The sequence below is a fragment of the Actinokineospora sp. PR83 genome (assembly GCF_021056305.1).
Lineage (GTDB): Bacteria > Actinomycetota > Actinomycetes > Mycobacteriales > Pseudonocardiaceae > Actinokineospora > Actinokineospora spheciospongiae.
Window position 1 is genome coordinate 1 of the sequence record NZ_JAJCXD010000016.1, and the last position, 16,908, is coordinate 16,908.

The 16,908-nt window shown below is 72.9% G+C and carries 13 protein-coding genes; 7 read left to right on the plus strand and 6 right to left on the minus strand.

The features are described from left to right. On the minus strand, window positions 1–843 hold an 843-nt coding region (locus L6E12_RS05210; protein ID WP_236226731.1), incomplete at its 3' end, for a serine/threonine-protein kinase. Window positions 844–992: 149 nt separating this feature from the next. Here L6E12_RS05210 and L6E12_RS05215 point away from each other — a divergent pair. Continuing rightward, window positions 993–2,204, plus strand: coding sequence for a right-handed parallel beta-helix repeat-containing protein (locus tag L6E12_RS05215; protein WP_236226732.1), 1,212 nt, complete (start codon window positions 993–995; stop codon window positions 2,202–2,204). Window positions 2,205–2,694: 490 nt separating this feature from the next. Here the strand turns inward: L6E12_RS05215 and L6E12_RS05220 are convergent, their stop codons facing one another. Continuing rightward, the gene (locus L6E12_RS05220) at window positions 2,695–3,480 is read right to left on the minus strand and encodes an FHA domain-containing protein (protein ID WP_236226733.1); all 786 of its coding nucleotides are present in this window, start codon (window positions 3,478–3,480) and stop codon (window positions 2,695–2,697) included. Between the two features lie 162 nt (window positions 3,481–3,642). On the opposite strand from L6E12_RS05220, the gene L6E12_RS05225 reads away from it, so the two are divergent. Further along, window positions 3,643–5,460 carry a serine/threonine-protein kinase gene (locus L6E12_RS05225; RefSeq protein WP_236226734.1) on the plus strand — a complete coding sequence of 606 codons (1,818 nt, stop codon included), beginning with the start codon at window positions 3,643–3,645 and terminating at the stop codon, window positions 5,458–5,460. Window positions 5,461–5,568: 108 nt separating this feature from the next. Here L6E12_RS05225 and L6E12_RS05230 read toward each other — a convergent pair whose 3' ends face one another. Further along, window positions 5,569–6,270 (minus strand): hypothetical protein, encoded by a 702-nt coding sequence (locus L6E12_RS05230; RefSeq protein ID WP_236226735.1) that lies wholly within the window; start codon window positions 6,268–6,270, stop codon window positions 5,569–5,571. A 334-nt stretch (window positions 6,271–6,604) separates the two neighbouring features. Between L6E12_RS05230 and L6E12_RS05235 the strand changes: the two genes are divergently transcribed. Then, window positions 6,605–7,489, plus strand: a complete 885-nt coding sequence (locus L6E12_RS05235; protein WP_236226736.1) for a hypothetical protein — start codon at window positions 6,605–6,607, stop codon at window positions 7,487–7,489. A gap of 119 nt (window positions 7,490–7,608) precedes the next feature. Here L6E12_RS05235 and L6E12_RS05240 read toward each other — a convergent pair whose 3' ends face one another. Continuing rightward, a complete protein-coding gene (locus tag L6E12_RS05240; RefSeq protein ID WP_236226737.1) occupies window positions 7,609–8,322 on the minus strand; it encodes a trypsin-like serine protease in 714 nt (237 codons plus the stop codon). A gap of 500 nt (window positions 8,323–8,822) precedes the next feature. On the opposite strand from L6E12_RS05240, the gene L6E12_RS05245 reads away from it, so the two are divergent. The 4 genes from L6E12_RS05245 to L6E12_RS05260 all read left to right on the plus strand — a co-directional run bounded on the left by L6E12_RS05245 (window position 8,823) and on the right by L6E12_RS05260 (window position 14,361). Next, window positions 8,823–10,298: an NAD(P)/FAD-dependent oxidoreductase gene (locus L6E12_RS05245; protein WP_236226738.1), complete on the plus strand. Its 1,476-nt coding sequence runs from the start codon at window positions 8,823–8,825 to the stop codon at window positions 10,296–10,298. A 251-nt stretch (window positions 10,299–10,549) separates the two neighbouring features. Beyond that, entirely contained in the window at window positions 10,550–13,156 is a 2,607-nt protein-coding gene (locus L6E12_RS05250; RefSeq protein WP_236226739.1) for a S8 family serine peptidase, read from the plus strand. Window positions 13,157–13,581: 425 nt separating this feature from the next. Next, window positions 13,582–13,929 carry an ANTAR domain-containing protein gene (locus L6E12_RS05255; protein WP_236226740.1) on the plus strand — a complete coding sequence of 116 codons (348 nt, stop codon included), beginning with the start codon at window positions 13,582–13,584 and terminating at the stop codon, window positions 13,927–13,929. Window positions 13,930–14,130: 201 nt separating this feature from the next. Further along, window positions 14,131–14,361 carry a hypothetical protein gene (locus L6E12_RS05260; RefSeq protein ID WP_236226741.1) on the plus strand — a complete coding sequence of 77 codons (231 nt, stop codon included), beginning with the start codon at window positions 14,131–14,133 and terminating at the stop codon, window positions 14,359–14,361. 135 nt (window positions 14,362–14,496) lie between these two features. On the opposite strand, the gene L6E12_RS05265 is transcribed toward L6E12_RS05260, so the two are convergent. Both L6E12_RS05265 and L6E12_RS05270 read right to left on the minus strand, forming a co-directional pair. After that, entirely contained in the window at window positions 14,497–15,717 is a 1,221-nt protein-coding gene (locus L6E12_RS05265) for a helix-turn-helix domain-containing protein (RefSeq protein WP_255683063.1), read from the minus strand. Between the two features lie 298 nt (window positions 15,718–16,015). After that, on the minus strand, window positions 16,016–16,780 hold the full coding sequence (locus tag L6E12_RS05270; protein WP_236226743.1) for an AfsR/SARP family transcriptional regulator: 765 nt from the start codon (window positions 16,778–16,780) through the stop codon (window positions 16,016–16,018). Window positions 16,781–16,908: the final 128 nt, after the last annotated feature.

A 16,908-nucleotide genomic window follows, 5' to 3' on the forward strand; every position in this document is an offset into this window, starting at 1 on the left:
GACCGCGGCGGCGAGCCTGCGCCGACCGCGGCCCGACAGGCCGGCCCGCCGGGCCGGGACCTCCCGCTCGCCCGCGAGCACGCGGGTGGCCTCGGCCGCGGTGGGGCGCTCGGCCGGGTCGACGCGCAGCAGGGCGGTGAGCACCGGGCGGAGCCGGTCGGCGTTGCGGAAGGGGTCGACCCGGCCCGCGGCGGCGCGGCGCATCTGCACGAACGGGCCGTCTTCCCCGGTGCCCCAGGGTGAATGCCCCTCCACGGCCGCGTACAGCGTCGCCCCGAGGGAGAACACGTCCGCGGCCGGTCCGGCGTCGTGGCCGTCGGCCACCTCGGGGGCCACGTAGCCGACGGTCCCGGTGAGCTGCGCGCCGCCGGTGCGGGTGACCTCCGCCCAGCGGGCGATGCCGAGGTCGGTCAGCTTCGCGGTGCCGTCCCCGGTCACCAGGACGTTGCCCGGCTTGACGTCGCGGTGCACGATCCCGCGCGCGTGCATGGCCGCCAGCGCGTCCGCCAGTTGCGCGCCGATGCGCGCCACCAGGTCCTCCGGCAGCGGCCCGTCGGCCTCGATCACCTGCTCCAGGCTGCGGGCGGGCAGGTACTCGGTGATCAGCCAGCGCTCGTCGCCGTCGACGACCGTGTCGAAGACGGTGACCACGTTCTGGTGCAGCAGCCCGGCGCCGATGCGCGCCTCGCGGCGGATCTGCCCGGTGTCGCCGTCCCGGGACCGCTTCAGCGCGACCGCGCGGCCCAGTTCCAGGTCGGTCGCGCACCAGACGACCCCCATCCCGCCCTCGCCGAGTTCTTCGTCCAGGCGGTAGCGGTTGGCGATGACGTGGTCGGCTCGCACCGGCCCAGTCTAGGCAGCGCCGGTACCCGGCGCGGTCGGGCCCGTGCCGGGGCACCTGAACGGACCACCGGGCACCGGGGACCGGTCCCGCGCGCCATGGGTAGAACCGGGGCGACGCCGGGAGTGCCTGCGTCGGAACAGGAGTGGTGATGCGGACACGAGCTTGCGCGTTGGCGCTGGTGGCGGTGGTGGTGCTGCCGGGCACCGGCTGGGCGACGACGGCGGTCGGGCGGGTCCTCTCGGTCGGTCCGGGCGCTCGGTACGCCACGCCGCAGGAGGCCGCCGACGTCGTGCGCCCCGGTGACACCGTCCGCATCGCCGCGGGCACCTACCCGGGCGGGCTCACCATCCGCACCGACGGCACCCCGCGCCGCCCCATCACCTTCACCGGCGTCGGCGGCCCCGCCGTCATCACCGGTGAAGGTGGGCCCGACGGGCTGCTCGCGGTGGGGAGCCACTCCTGGCAGCGGTTCCTGAACCTGACGGTGTCCGGCTCGCAGGGGTTCGGCGCCCACGCCGACGGCGGCCACGACCTGGTGTTCGGCGGCTTCACCGTCGACGGCTCCCTCGACGGCGGGCTGGTCCTGCTCGACACCTCCCGCGTCCTGGTGCACTCCTGCGACATTCACGGCACGAACGCGCGGGGCACCTCCGCCGATCACGAGGCGCTGAGCATCGCGTCCGGTTCCCGCGACGTCGAGGTCCGGCACTGCCGGGTCCACGACAACGGGGAGGAGGGCATCGACGTGAAGTACACCGAGCACGCCAGGGTGAGGATCCACGACAACGTGGTCACCGACAACCGCGGCCCCAACATCTACGTGGACTCCGCGACCGAGGTCGACGTCTACAACAACGTCGCCTCCGGGGCGAAGAACGACACCAAGTCCGGCATCGCCCTGGCCGTGGAGGACTACTCGAACACCAGGCGGCTGGCGAAGGTGCGGGTGTTCAACAACGTCTCCACCGGCAACGCCCAGGCCGGGCTGAGCCTGTGGGTGGAATCCACCGGCACGATGTCCGACGTCGAGATCGTCAACAACACCTTCGCCGGGAACCAGTACGGCTCGGTGGTCATCGACGCGGACCGCTTCCGCGGCCGCAACGTGCTGCGCAACAACATCTTCGCCGAGGGACCCGTCGACGCGGGCCCGTTCACCAGCGACCACAACACCACCGGCGACCCCGGCTTCGCCGACCCGGCCCGGGGCGACTTCCACCTCACCGCGGGCTCGGCGGCCGTCGACGCCGGTTCACCCCACCTGGCCCCCGCCTTCGACCTCGACGGCAAGCGCCGACCGGCGGGAGCAGGACACGACGCCGGTGCGTACGAGCTGGGCCGGGCAACCGGCCCGAGGTAGCCCTCGGGGCGCCTCCGGTTGTCCTCGTGGCCCAACCGCTGCGAGACCCGGCCTCCAGGTCTCGCAGCGGGCCCGCGCGGTCAGGTGGCAGCCGGTGGGTGGTGTTGCGGGCGGTGCCGACGAGCAGTTCCGCACCGTACTCGTCGTGGATGGTGCCCAGCACCGCGAGGTAGGCGGCTTGGGCGTGGTCGATGCGGGCGTGGTCGGCCTCGTCGCGGGTCGCGCCGGGAACGCCGTCGAGGTTGCCGACCCACTCCGGGTGCCCGTCGATGATCTGCTGCCGCTCGGCCTCCGACAGCGAGTCCCACCACCCGCGTTGTCGTGGGGCGAACCGTTCTCCGGCGGGCCGGTCGTCGACAGCCCGCCCCGGCGTCCACCGCCGCCTGGAGCGTGGTGGCCCCGCCGTCACCGCTCTCCCCGCGCTCGGCCCGGCGCTACCTCGTAGCCCACGGGCACACCGTGTTCTCCGCACGCGGGTGCCGCCGGGCGGTCAGGGGGCGTTCGGGTCGTCCACGAGGTCGAGGTCGAGCGGGACCAGCGTGGTGGAGGAGATCAGCTCGCGCAGCAGGTTGACCGTCAGGGTGAGACCGACCGGTTCGCCGACCTCCTCGCGCAGCAGCCCGTGCACACCGCTCGCGGCGAGGCGTCCGCGGACACCGGCGACGATGTGTTCGACGCGCTTGATCGTCCAGTTGGCCGCGGGCCGCAGTTCGCGGAGCTGGTCCGCGGCCTGCTGTCGGGCCAGCGGCTGCGGGTGCGGGTCGTGCAGCAGGTAGCGCTGGCCGAGGACGACCAGGGCGAGGCGTTCCTCCTCGGTGAGCCGCCAGCGCTTGGGCGGCTGGGTGATGTCGTTGGGGCGCGGGGAGAGCTGGCTCCCGGCCGCGTCGGCGACGTACAGCTCCACCAGGTGTTCGCGGCCCCGGGAACCGCGCAGGAACAGCGGCGTGTACCCGGGGGCGAGGGGGAGCGGTTCGCCGTCGCGGTGCAGCAGCAGGGAAGCGGGCAGGCGGATGGGGGAGCGACCGGTGTTGGTCACCCACCAGCGGCCGCCGCGGTGGTCGAGCACGCCGTGTTCGCGGCTGACGGACACGTCGTTCTCCCCGACGCACACCTCCACCCGCGGCCGGTTCCGGCCGAACCGGACCCGGTGGCCTTCGCGCGGCTCGACGGTGACCCCACCGGTCAGCGTGAGCGCGGACAGCCCTCCGGGCGGGACCCGTGCCGCGCCGAGTACCAGGCTCCGCGCGGCGATCGGTTCCACGGGCGCGAATGACATGGTGACCTCCCCAGGTGGTGCGTATTCCGACCACGATATTCCCGTTGCCCCGGGACCGGTCCCGAGTGGTGGACCGGTCGTGTGGAACCGTGACAGCCCAAGGCCAGTGCCCCTCGACCTGGTGGTGTCTGCTGTTACCTTTCGCTCATGCAGCGTGGGGACATGATCGCGGGGCGTTACCGGTTGGAGGAGCAGATCGGCGCCGGGGGGATGGGCGTCGTCTGGCGGGCCACCGACTCCGAACTGCGGCGGGTGGTGGCGCTCAAGCGCTCCACCGGCGGGGACGACGCGCAGTTGCGGCGGGAGGCGCAGGTGGCCGCCGGGTTGCAGCACCCGAACGTGGTCAGCATGTACGACGTGGTCGTCCACGGTGCCGACCGGTGGCTGGTCATGGAGTACTTCCCGGCGCGCAGCATCGCCGCCACCCTCGCCGCCACCGGCCCGCTGACGCCGCGGGCGGCGGCCGGGGTGGGCGCGCAGATCGCCGCCGCGCTCGTGGCCATGCACGACCGGCGGATGGTCCACCGCGACGTCACCCCGGGCAACGTGCTCGTGGCCGAGGACGGCACCGCGAAGCTGACCGACTTCGGCATCGCCCACTGGGCCGAGCTGACCAACACCGGCGACGCCCGGGTCGTCGGCACCCCCGCCTACATGGCGCCCGAGGTGGCCAACGGCACCCCGGGCGGACCGGCCGCCGACGTGTTCTCCCTGGGGGCCACCCTGTTCGCCGCGGTGGAGGGCCACTCCCCGTGGGGAGCGCCGACCCACGACCCCCACGACCAACAGCGGCGGGCGATGGTGGGCGACCGCTGCCCCACCACCCGCGCCGGGGAGCTCGAACCGCTGCTGTCGGACCTGCTGGCCCACCACCCCGACGTCCGCCCGACCCTGCGCGCGGCCAAGGTGCAACTGGAGATGATCTCCGGGATCACCATCCCGATCAACCCGGTGGCGGGCACGACCGGCGACGCGACCACCCCGGTCGGCCCGCCACCGCGCAAGCGGGGTGTCCTGCTCGGGTCGGCACTCCTGGCCGCGGCGGTGCTGGCGGGAGCGGTCGTCTACGCGAACAGCGGCTCGACCTCCCTCGCGTCCCCGCTGGTCGGGATGGGCAACGTGGGCAACGAGCGCACCGCCGACCCGTGCTCCCTGCTCGACACGAACTCACTCGGCCGGTTCGGCAACCGGGTCGTGCAGAAGGACACCGAGTACGGCGAGTTCAACCGGTGCGGCATGACCGTGCGGCTGGGCGAGGAGGACGACAACGTCGGCGAGGTGTGGGTCCAGATCCTCCACCCTTCCGAGTACGAGTCCGAACCCCACCCCAAGGGGGAACTCGGGCCACCCCAGTACCCCCTTGAGAACAAGGGCAAGTGCGAGCGCCCGATCCCGCTCCCGGACGGCAACCGGGTTGTCGTCACCGCCCGCAACAAGGGTGGGTACCCGTCCGAGCTGTGCTCCATGGCTTCCGAGGTGGCGGGAAGCGTGCTGGCCAAGCTCGGTCAAGCGGCGCAGATTCCCCGCCGCGCCAAGCCGTTCGATCCGCGGTCGCTGGCGAACGCCGACGCGTGCGCCACCCTCCAAAAAGAAGAGCTCGCCGCGGTGTTCACCACCCCGGTGACGCCGGAACCCGACTTCGGCCACTGGACCTGCTACTGGCAGACCGACTCCGTCGACCTCACGCTCGTGTTCAGCCGGGAGTGGCCCGAGAGCGCCGATGAGGGCGAAAACACCGTCTCCACCGGGGTCGGAGTGGGGTACGTCGGCCCCGAATCCGATGAGAGCAAAGGCAGCACGGGCTGCGAGATCGAACTCATCCACCGCACGTACGGCGAGCACACCGCGATCAACGACGACTGGATGGAGGTCGCCACGCTCACCCTGACCAGCCTGGACGGGAGCGTCCCGGAGGAAGCCCTGTGCGAGAAGGTGACCGCGCTCGGCCGGTTGATCGCTCCCCGGTTGCCCGGCCACTGAGCCACCCGGCAGCTCCGCCACCCCGATCGGGAGCAACGGCACCGAGAACGCGGCCACCCGGGTCAGCGCCACGTTCTCGGTGCCGGAGCCACGGACCGCTCGCGCCCGTCAGGAGTTGCCGACGACCTTGATCTGGTTCTGGTCGGCTTCGAGGTGGGCGCCCTGGCGGACGAGCTGGTCGGCGCCCTCCGCGGTGTCGATGCCCTCCGCGGCGGGGAAGTCCGCCCCGTGGGCGGTGACCCGGCCGGTGAGGTCGATCAACTGGCCCGGCCGCACCGTGACCGGGGATTCGGCGCCGGGGACGACGTCGGCGGGCAGGAGCTGCACCCAGACCCGGTCGGTCTCACCGGTGCCGACCCAGAAGCCCTCGTCGGCGGGCACCGACTGCACCGGCACCGCGGTGCCGGTGGCGGTCTGGCCCACCACCGAGGTCAGGGCGGCGCCGGGGTCGGCGACCACGCCGAACAGCGACGTGGTGCCCGCGACCAGCGTGCCCGGGGTGCCCGCGGCGGCGGACGGGACGCCCGTGCCCCCGTCGGCGGCGGCGCCGGGCGCCGGGGCGTTCGAGGTCGGGGCCGCGGGCGGGGCCGCCTGGTCCTGCGAACTGGTGCCGCACTGCGTCAGCGCCCAGATCAGCAGGCCCAGGATGATCAGCCCGGCCAGGGCCAGCAGGAGCCAACGCCCCCCGGGCTTGGGGTTGTCGGGACTGGTCGCACCGTGCGGTCCGGTGGTCTGCTGCCGACCCGCCCCCGCCCCCGTCGCCTTCCCGGTGCCGCTGCTCGTCACGTGGTCCTGTCCCGGACGGCTCATCTCCTGGCCACCTTCCCGTTCGCGTGTTCGTGGTGTGCTGAACAGGGGGCATACCCGGATGATCGCCGCGCAGCCGCGTTTCCCCGGGAACCGCCCTACCGGGCACTTCTCGCTCGTCCGCGGCCACTCGCATGTGCACTGTCCGATGTCGAACATTCGATCGTGTTCGCCGCGCCACCCCATGGTGACCAGAAGCGGAGTTGCGTCGCTACTGCGGGTTCAGGCCCGAACGGGGATTCGCCCGGCGCGATGCGGCAGGTGTCCGCTGGGGGGATTCGTCTCCGCGCGACGGTGACGGTGTAACGGAACGGCGGGTCCGGGCAATACCGGTGGCATGGGGGATGACTTCCGACCGGCGAACAAGTCCGGTCTCTTCGCACGCCACGGGAACACGATCATCATTTCCGTCCTCGCTGCGGTCACGCTGGTGGTGGGTGTGCTGTCCGTGCGGCAGACCCACCCGGAACTGCTGTCCGGGTTGTTCGGCACCGGTCCGGGCCCCGCGGTCGCCGCGGTGCCCGTGCCGCTGACGCCCACCGTCGACCTGGCCCACCCGTTCGCGGGCACCGCCGTGGAGGGCTGGGCCGATGGTGAGGCCGGGATCGTGGCGCCCACCGCGGCGCCGCTCGCCGGGTTCACCCGGGCGCAGGTCGCCGACGCGCTCGACCGGGCCCGCCGGGCGCTGATCAGCGCCCGGATCGACCCCCGGGTCCTGCACGGCACCGACGTGGGCCTGCTGGTCGACCAGTTCGCCGCACCGAAGCGGGCCGAGGTCCTCGCCTCCCCGCACCTGCGCACCGCGATCGCCGAGGGCAGCACCCTGCTGGAGGGGGTGCCGGTCAAGGCCACCGGCACCATGTCCGTCCACGCGGGCCGCCGCGGTGAGCTGATCATCGACATGAACCACTCGTTCGCCTACGCCTTCACCCCGCGCGACCGCGCGGTGCCAGCCGGGCCCATGCAGATCATCAGCGTCGTCCGGGCCCAGTCCCAGTACGGCTTCTACGGCCTGGCCGACTGGCCGGGCGTCGGGCGGGGGCTGATCCCCCTGGACCACTCGCGGTTCTTCTACTCGATGAGCTGCTCGGCCGCGGTCCGGGGCTACCTGGCCCCGGCGGACGCCGAGCGGGTCAACCCGGGCGGCGCCACCCCCGAGGAGGACCGCAAGCGGATCTTCGACCCCTCGCTGCCGATGCCCGACCCGAAGGGCACCTGCTGACCCACCGGCGGGTCGAAGCCACCCGGGTCCGGACGCGCCCCGTGCCCGGTGGTGACTGGTCACCACCGGGCACCGGATCGGCACGCCCCCCGCTGTCGCGGATCGCCTGCTGCGACCCGTCAGGCGCCGATCTGCTGTCGGATCCAGCCCAGGTTCGCCGCGATGCCGGTGTAGAGGGTGGTCGTGGCGCACTCGCCGCCGTTGTCGCCGGGGCCGTGGGTTTCGCCGACCAGGGTCCAGTTGCCCCGGGTGCCCACGACGGCCGGGCCGCCGGAGTCGCCGTGGCAGGCCGAGTGGGCGCGGTCTCCGGAGACGCAGATGTCGGTGGACGTGCCGCCACCGGCGGCGCACCGACCGGCGGGCAGCAGGGTCAGGTCGATCTCCTGCAGCGTGGTCGGCGTGGCGCAGGACGGCCAGCTCAGGCAGCCCCAGCCCAGCAGGCGCACCGCGCCGCCGGGGGCCGGGTTGGCGGTGGCCATCCGCACCGGCGCCTGGCGCGAGGCGGTGGGCAGGTGCATCAGCGTCAGGTCGGTCCCGGCCCGGTTGACCCGCCGGTCGACGCGCAGCAGCTCACCGCCGGAGTTCTTGTTGATCGAACCCACCCTGGCCTGGCTCGCGCTGCCGCAGTGGGTGGCGGTGACGATCCACTGCGGGGCCACCAGGCTGCCGCCGCATCCGTTGCTCAGCGAGACCATCCAGGAGTAGGTCTCGGTCGCGTTGTGCCCGCCGATGACGTTCGGCTGCACCCCGCCCGACGGTTCGGCCGAGGCCGAGCCCGCGATCGAGAGCACCGCCGCACCGGCGACGGCCAGGGCCGCGAGGAATCTGCGCATGAGAGCCTTCCAATCGGCGTGGGAACGCCGTGCAGGGGATGGACGAGGACAATTCGCGAAATGCCGGTCCAGTGGAAGTGGAATCACCCCGGGTGATCTCGCCTTCCGAATATGCACCCGTGCGCGATCCGGGCGCAAGGCCGTCAATCCCATTGCGTGGGAAGGATTTTCCCAGTTGGTCCGGGTGTTCGTCGAACTTATGGCACACCCTTATGGCTGGCGCGGCGGTCGGATTATCCGGTTCGATCGGCGATGTCGTCCACCCGGCGAAAGTAGTGTCGACACGTGCCCGGATGTGCACCGGAGCGCCTGTCCGCGGTGTGCCGATCCGCCTTTTCCGCACCACCTCTTTTGTGGATGTCGTTCGCGCCGATCACGCCGTCGTCGACGTCGCCCGGCCGAACCGCCTGCCCGCGATTACTGTGCAGGCATGCCCGCTCCCGACCAGTCGCCGTCTCCCGCCGCGTGCTCGTGGCCTGCGCCGAGGGGGGACCGCTGAGGTGGCCGGTGTCGTGGTGGTGGGGGCGGGGATGGGCGGGCTCGCCGCGGCCGCGCGCCTGGCCGCGCTGGGACACCGGGTGACGGTGGTGGAGCAGGGCGACACCCACGGCGGCAAGCTGGGCACCCTGCACCGGGACGGCTACACCTTCGACACCGGTCCGTCGCTGCTGACCATGCCGCAGGTCTACCGCGACCTGTTCGCCGCGACCGGGGCGCCCCTCGACACCGTGGTGGACGTGGTGCCGGTGGACCCGGTGTGCCACTACCGCTTCGCCGACGGCACCGAGGTCGGCCTGCCGCACGCCGAGGAGGACGTGCCCGCCGCCCTGGCGGCCGCGTTCGGCGAGCGGTCGGCCGCGCAGTGGCGCCGGGTCATGGCGGATGCCGCGCACCTGTGGGGCCTGGTGGGCGAGTCGGTGCTGCAACGCCCCCTGGGCGGGCTCGGCGACCTGGTGCGCCGCTCGGCCAACCCGCGGGACCTGGCCGCGATCGCGCCGTGGCGGACGCTGCGGGCGCTCGGGCGGGCCCGGTTCGACGACCCCCGGCTGCGGGTGCTGCTGGACCGCTACGCCACCTACAGCGGGTCGGACCCGCGCCGGATCCCGGCCGTGCTGAGCGTGGTGCCCTACGTCGAGCAGCACTTCGGCGGCTGGTACGTGCGCGGTGGCCTGCGGGTGCTGGGCGACGCGCTGGCCGACCGGTGCCGCGAACTGGGGGTGCGGTTGCGCTTCAACGCCCCGGTCGTCGGCATCGACGCCACCTCCGCGGGGGTCAGCGGCGTGCGGCTGGGCGACGGGGAGCGGATCGCCGCGGACGTCGTCGTGTCCGATGTGGACGCCGAGGTGCTCTACCGCGACCTGCTGCCCGCCCGGTCGGCGCGCCGCCCCCGGCGGGCGCTGCGGCGCGCGGTGCCCTCGCTGTCCGGGTTCGTGCTGCTGCTGGCCCTGCGCGGGCGCACCCCCGGCCCGCGCCACCACCACCGCGTGCTGTTCCCCGCGGACTACGACGCCGAGTTCGACGCGATCTTCGGCCGCGCGCCGCGGCCCGTGCCCGACCCCGCGGTCTACATCTGCTCACCCGACGACCCCGCCGTGGCGCCCGAGGGTGACGAGGCGTGGTTCGTCCTGGTCAACGCCCCGCGCCAGGGTCCGGTGGACTGGCGGGCGCCCGGACTGGCCGACGACTACGCCGACCGGGTCCTGCGGGTGCTCGCCGACCGCGGGCTGGACGTGCGCGACCGCGTCCGCTGGCGGGAGGTGCGCACCCCGGCCGACTGGGAGCGCGACACCGGCTCGGTCGGCGGCTCGATCTACGGCACGTCGTCCAACGGGCCCCGCGCCGCGCTGCTGCGCCCGCGCAACCGCGGCCCCGTGCCCGGCCTGTTCCTCGTCGGCGGGTCGGCCCACCCGGGCGGCGGCCTGCCGCTGGTGGCGATGTCGGCCGCCATCGTCGCCGGGCTCATCGGACCGGCCTGACCCGCCCGCGCCTCGCCCTGGCCGACCTCGGTGTCCAGTTCGGCCGGTCGGTCACCACCCTGCGCGAAGCCGTCGCGCTCCGGCGCGAACCGCACCGCGCCACCCGGACGAGTGAATCCTCTTCGGTCAACGGCCATCGCCCGGGAAAGCCTGCGGTTCTGTCGGTGGTGTGGTGCATCCTGGTTTTCCAGCTCAATCGGGGGAGTGAGATGTCCGCAATCGTCGAACAGCAGGCACAGCATCGAAAATGGATGCAGGCAGTGGCGTTCGCCGTGCTGGCGCTCGTGCTGCTGCCTGCGCGGGCGCCTGCCGCGTCCACTGCGGACAGGGCACCCGCCTACGACCACAGCCGGGCGAAGACGACCCGCGCGGCAGTTCCCGCAGACCCCTCCGCCACCGAGGTCGCCGTCAAGTTCCGCGCCGACCGCGCCGTGCGCATCCGGGACCGGCAACCGGTGGCCGGGGACCCGGGGGACGCCTCGGCCGTGCGGGCCGTGCTGAGCCGCCACCCCGGTGCGTCGATGCGCCCGCTGACGCCACTCCCGGAAGACGTCGTCACCGGGGAACGCCTCCGGCTGGAGCAGCGCGCCGACCGCGAACTGCCCGACCTCAACTCGTGGTTCACCGTCACCGCGCCCAGCGGCGCCGGGGCACTGGCGGACGACCTCAACGCCCTGCCCGCGGTCGAGATCGCCTACGCCCCGCTGCCGATCCGGTCACCCGCGGTCGACCCGTTCCGCCCGAACCAGGTCTACCGCAACACCGTCGGCGCGACCGCGGGCACCGGGATCGGCGCGGACGCGGCCAACGCGCGGCCCGGCGGCAAGGGCGAGAACGTCACGGTGACCGACATCGAGGCCGGGCACGCCGACCGGGTCGCGGTCCGCCCCGGCGCGATCGCGGCCGGGCGAACCCACTCGCTGGCGGTGATCAGCGACGCCGACGTGCCCGCGGCCGACCGCACGGTCCGCGCCTGGGGGGCGAACGGGAGCGGCCAGCTCGGCACCGGCACGACAACCGGCAGCCCGGTCTTCACGCAGGTCCCGGGCCTCGCGGGCGTCGAATCGGTGGCGGCGGGCGCCGATTTCTCCGTCGCGCTCAAGGCCGACGGCACGGTGTGGACCTGGGGGGCCAACGACCTCGGCCAGCTCGGCCTCGGCGACACGACGGCCAGGCTGACACCCGCGCCGGTCCCCGGGCTCGCAGGCGTCACGAGCGTCAGCGCGACCAACGCCCACGTGCTCGCCGTCCGCTCCGACGGCACGGTCCGCGCCTGGGGCAGCAACTCCCACGGCCAGCTCGGCGCACCGCCCAGCAGGGTGCCGTTCAGCACGACCCCGATCGCGGTCGGGGGCCTCTCCGGCGTCTCGACCCGGCCGGGCGGGATCGCCGCGGGCCGCGACCACTCACTGGCGCTGCTGGACGACGGCACCGTGCGCGCCTGGGGCGCCAACGGCAGCGGCCAACTCGGCGACAACTCCACCACCGGCAGCGCCACACCGGTCACGGTGGAGGGCCTGGGCACCGTCGCCCAGGTCGGCGCGGGCGGCGGGCACAGCGTCGCACGGCTGCTCGACGGGGCGCTGATGGCCTGGGGCGACAACTCCCACGGCCAAGTCGGTGACGGGACCACCACCGCTCGGCTCACCCCAGCCCATGTCGACGACCTCGACTCGGCGACCGGCGTGGCCGCGGGCGACCAGCACACCGTCGCCGTCGACGAGGACGGCGCGCTGTGGGCGTGGGGCGCGAACGGCAGCGGCCAACTCGGCACCGGCGGCACCTCGGACGCGTCCTCCCCGTCCGAGGTGCGGTTCCCACCGGGAGACACGGCGTCCCGGTCGCTGGTGAGCGCGGGCACGGAGTTCAGCCTGGGCGTCGGCGCAGACGGCGCGCTGTGGAGCTGGGGGGCCAACGGCAGCGGCCAACTCGGCGACGGGAGCACCACCGGCAGCCCGGTGCAGAAGCGCGCGGCGAACCTGCGCAACCTGTGGAACACCTGCCACGAGGACCTGGCAGGCCGCCCAGCACCGGTGCGCCTGCAGACGATGGTCTCCTCGCCGTGCACGCCCGCGGGCGCGCACGGCACCGCGGTCATCGGGGTCGTGTCGGCCCAGGCGGACAACGGCCTCGGCGTCGCCGGAATCCTGCCGCGGGCGCGGTTGCAGCTCGCCAGCGGCGCCGAACCCGGTTCGATGACCCTCGCCAGGCAGAACTCCGAACCCGGCGACGTGATCCTCGTCGAGATCTCGTCCTACGACCGCGAGACCGGCGGCTGGTACCCGTGGGAGGTGGACCCGGCGGTCTACGACGAGGTCGTCCTGGCCACCGCGGCGGGCATCACCGTCGTCGAGGCCGCGGGCAACGGCGGCAACGACCTCGACGACCCCGCCGACCCACTGGCCCGCACGATCATGGACCGCCCGGACTCCGGTGCCACCGTCGTCGGGGCCGGGGAGCCGCCCGACATCCCCGGTACGGCCGAGTGCGTGCCCGGCAGGCCCGCCGAGCGCACCTCGATGCCCTTCTCGACCCACGGATCGCGGGTGGACCTCCAGGCGTACGGCAGGTGCGTCGCCACCCTCGGCGGCGGTCTCGACCCGCCCCGGGACCTGACCCCGACCGAGACCGACCCGAACAGGGTGTACTGGAGCAACATGAACGGCACCTCGGGCGCCTGCCCCATCGTCGTCGGCGCGGTGGGCGCGGTGCAGAGCATCGCCCAGGAGTCCGGGCCCCCGCTGACGCCGGTACGGGTCCGCCAACTCCTCAAGTCCACCGGCGCCGCGCAACCGGCCGCCGACCCGCGCCACATCGGCCCGCAGCCGAACCTGGAGGCCGCCATCGCCGCCATGTAACCGGTGTCCACACTGGACAGTGAACACTCACGCCCGGGCATCCGCTCGCGGCCTGCCGTCCGAGGTGTCGTGCGGGGTCGAGCGCGATCCCGATCGCGTCCTCGCCCGTGGGCGGAGCGGCCTCGGGACGGTCACGCGCCAGGCGTGGTTTCGGTGCGGACCCCGTGGGGAATTCCGCCCGGCTCCCGGCCGTGCCCCGACGCCTTCGCGCGGGGGAGGACTCTGGCCGAGGCAGCGAAGGGCGTAGTCGAACGCCGCGTGCGGCTGGACAGCGGGGGAGTGGCCTGCGGAAGACCGAGACCCATCCCGGTACCAGCGAGTACCAGGGCGGCGCCACCCACTGGAGTGGGCCGCCGCGTCGAGGTGGCCACCATCGGTGTCCTGCAACAGTGCGCCATCGGCAACTCCGAGCTGCTCACGAGCAGTTGCAGACCGCGCTCGACAGCCGGGTCGTCGAACAGGCCGAGGGCATGCTCGCCGTCCACAGCGACACCACGACACCGGAACAGGCCTTCACCGCCCTGCGCTCCTGCGGCCGGGCCCGGCATCTGCGGTTGTCCGACCTGGCCAGGGGCATCGTCGACGGCACCACCGACCGCACGCCATCATCGCCGACGGCGCCACCTGAGCCCACGACGACCGGCACCCGACACCGCCAGGTCGATCGCGCCGACCAGGATCACCGCCAGGGCATTCCGGGCCGGGGCCGTTCAACACCACTGTTCAACACCACGGGGTCCCGTCATGTGAAAAGAACTCCGAACCCGACATGAATCGATCTTGGAGAAGTTCGCGGTGCTGTCCGGTCCCCGATGAAACCCCCCGATCGTGGTATCGGAAAATGAAAACATGTCCCTGTCTGCCTGGGATTGAGGGTGCGCAGACCGGGGTACACCACTGGCACAGAACCGGCGGACGGAATTGATCCCCCTCCGTCGACTCGCTTTCTCCACGACACTGGAAAGGAACCTGCGATGTCCGAAGCCGACGTCATGCCCCTGCGCACCGCCTTGGCCAAGGTTCGTGTCGCGAAGCCGCAGGACAAGCCGAAGGCGGCGTCAGACGCGGGCAGGCTCGCGATCGACGTGGTGCGGGAGATCGACGACAGGCGGGTCGCCAAGCAGTTCGTCGACCTGTTCGAACACGACCTCCGGGAGGTCGTCGAGGAGGACGGGATCGCGGGAGCGCCCAGGGCTACGGCCTGACCCCAGTGGTGTTCCCGCGGGTGGACGGAAATCTGGTTCGCGAAGGGGACCACCGAACGGAACTCGGATACAGGCCCCGATGTGCTTCTTCGTCATTGTGCTGAGAAGACTTTTCCTCGTCACGTCATCGGCTGTTCAGCAATCGTCGTAGGCGAGGTTGCCGAGGCGGCGGAGTTCCGCGTGCAGGCTGTACGGGGCGGTTTCGAGCAGTTGTCGGATCGTCTCCGCGGCGAGCGGGGAGTAGCGGAGCACGTCCTCGGCTGTGCGCTCCAGTTTCAGCAGCATCAGCAGCGCGGGCACGTGGTCCTGGCGGCAGGCTCGCGCGTGGGCCACCGCCAGGTGCAGGTCGGCCTGTTCGTCGGCCGGGTGCTGGTCGTCCACCCCGATCCTCTCGGCGAGGTCGACGGCGAGGTCGACGTGGCCGAGGCGGAGCATCGAGCGCACCTCGCTGATCTGCGTGGAGACCGGGCCGAACACCGGGTGGCTCGTCAAGACCTGCCGCTCGGCCATCTTCTCGGCCCTCCGCAGCATCTCCTGGCAGGTGTGCACGTCGTTGGCCTGGGCGGCGGCCTCGGCCGCCAGCAGGTGCAGCGCGCCTTCGACGGCGTAGCGCTGCCGGGCGGGCACCGGGGCGCAGGCGAGCGCTTCCAGCGAGGCCAGCGCCAGTCGCTCGGCGTCGGCGGCGAAGCCGAGGCCGAGCAGGGAGCGGGCCGCGCCGTGCTCGCCGACACCGGTCAGGACGGCGTCCTCGGCAGGCACGGTGAGCGCCAGGCACTGCGCCGCCGCGACGTGGGACAGCCAGTGCTCGTTGGTGCGGCTGAGTACCACGCGCGCGAGTTGCAGGGCCTGCCCGTGGGCCCGCCGCGCGCCGGGCAGCTCGCGCGGTTGTCTCCCGGCGCACCACGTCATGGCGTCGCGCGTCCCGTTCAGCAGCGAGGCGACGTCGTGCGCGATCGCCCCCAGGTTCCGGCCCGGCGCGTGCCACCGCGACCAGACACCGGTGACCCGGCGGTCGAGGACGGCCACGCCCACCCGGGGAGGCCCCGGGGTCCGCGGTCCTCCCTCCCGCACGCCGAGGAGCGACCGCCAGAGCAGGTGGACGAAGTCCGGGCGCCCGGCCGGTCGGGCGTCGAGGTCGAGGCCGGTCGGCAGGTCGACCAGGTCCGACCAGTTCTCCACCCGCAGCGCCTCGGCGATGCGACCCAGCGTCTGCAGGCTGTCCAGCGGGCGTATTCCCTTTTCGATCTGCCGGAGCCATTCCTGGCTCCGCCCGATCAAGCCGGCCAGCGTTCTCCTCGACAGTCCTTTCGACCGGCGACGCTGCTCGATCTTCCTGCCATTCGGCACAACGCGCATGGGAATGGGCCAACCCTCTACGGCGAGTGGGCGAGTTCGGTCGGAAAATCATCCTCCGCTGATCCGATGGTGCAGGCTAGCGCCCTAACGGGTGTCATCCTCGACTTATGGCCGACCCTGTCTCGCACTCGAACGCATAAAACGCGACGGTGAAGTATGAGGGAATGACAAGAGCGGGGTTTCCGATTTTAAACCTGTAACTCACCTCACAGCCTGCACTGATGTGCGAGCGCGGATCAATGCGCCAGCGGGGCCACCGAGCCCATTTTCGGTGCCCGGCGGCGTTCCCCGCCCGGGATCAGCCCGCCTGCCACAGCGCCGGGTCGTGGCGGAGGATCTCGGTCATCCGCCTGCGCAGCGCGGGGGAGGGTTCCAGACCCAGTTCCCGCGAGATGCGCTCGCGGTGGCCGTGGAACGCCTGGACGGCTTCGACCTGCCGCCCGCAGCGGTACAGGGCGACCATGAGCTGCTCGTGGAACTTCTCCCGGAACGGGAAGACCATCGTCAGCTCGCGCAGCTCGGCGACGACCTCCTGGTGCCTGCCGCTGGTCAGCGCGGTGTCGACCAGCGCCTCGAACAACGCCATCCGCGACTCCTGGAGCCGGGCACGCGCGAGGTGGCCGCGCAGCCCCAGGTCCAGCCCCTCGAAGGGTTCGCCGCGCCACAGCCGCAGGGCGGCCCTGGCCAGTTCCGGGACCTCGCTCGCGGCGGTGCGCCGCCGCCGGTGGGCGGTCGCGGCCAACCCCTCGTACTCCTCGACGTCGAGACCGATGCCGGTCATCCGGAGCCGGTAGCCGCCCTGCTCGGCCGCGACGTCGATGCGGTCACCGACGCCCCAGCGGGCCAGGTCCCGGCGCAGCCTGCTGACGTGCGCGTGCAACGAGCCCATCGCCCCCGCCGGGGGGTCGCTCGGCCACACCTCGTCGACCAGGCACTCCCGGGAGACGAGGTCGCCCGCGTTGACCACCAGCGCCACGAGCACCCTGGCCCGCAGGGACGACCGCACGACGACCTCCCGCCGCCCGGTCTCGATCACCATCGGGCCGAGACACCGGACCTGCATGGACACCCTCCTCCGCCTGCCCACCCGACCTCATCGTGGCGCGGTCCGCTGCCGTGGTGAGCCAGCACCGCGGCGGTGGTCGGCGGCAAGTGGACGTGGAACGAGATCCCAACGGCGCGGGTGTTCCA

Bases quoted from the DNA above. Each gene is read 5' to 3' on its own strand.
- L6E12_RS05260 (WP_236226741.1), top strand. From the start codon at position 14,131: ATGTCCGAAGCCGACGTCATGCCCCTGCGCACCGCCTTGGCCAAGGTT.
- L6E12_RS05225 (WP_236226734.1), top strand. From the start codon at position 3,643: ATGATCGCGGGGCGTTACCGGTTGGAGGAGCAGATCGGCGCCGGGGGG.
- L6E12_RS05235 (WP_236226736.1), top strand. From the start codon at position 6,605: ATGGGGGATGACTTCCGACCGGCGAACAAGTCCGGTCTCTTCGCACGC.
- L6E12_RS05220 (WP_236226733.1), bottom strand. From the start codon at position 3,480: ATGTCATTCGCGCCCGTGGAACCGATCGCCGCGCGGAGCCTGGTACTC.
- L6E12_RS05250 (WP_236226739.1), top strand. From the start codon at position 10,550: ATGCAGGCAGTGGCGTTCGCCGTGCTGGCGCTCGTGCTGCTGCCTGCG.
- L6E12_RS05215 (WP_236226732.1), top strand. From the start codon at position 993: ATGCGGACACGAGCTTGCGCGTTGGCGCTGGTGGCGGTGGTGGTGCTG.
- L6E12_RS05265 (WP_255683063.1), bottom strand. From the start codon at position 15,717: ATGCGCGTTGTGCCGAATGGCAGGAAGATCGAGCAGCGTCGCCGGTCG.
- L6E12_RS05230 (WP_236226735.1), bottom strand. From the start codon at position 6,270: ATGAGCCGTCCGGGACAGGACCACGTGACGAGCAGCGGCACCGGGAAG.
- L6E12_RS05270 (WP_236226743.1), bottom strand. From the start codon at position 16,780: ATGCAGGTCCGGTGTCTCGGCCCGATGGTGATCGAGACCGGGCGGCGG.
- L6E12_RS05240 (WP_236226737.1), bottom strand. From the start codon at position 8,322: ATGCGCAGATTCCTCGCGGCCCTGGCCGTCGCCGGTGCGGCGGTGCTC.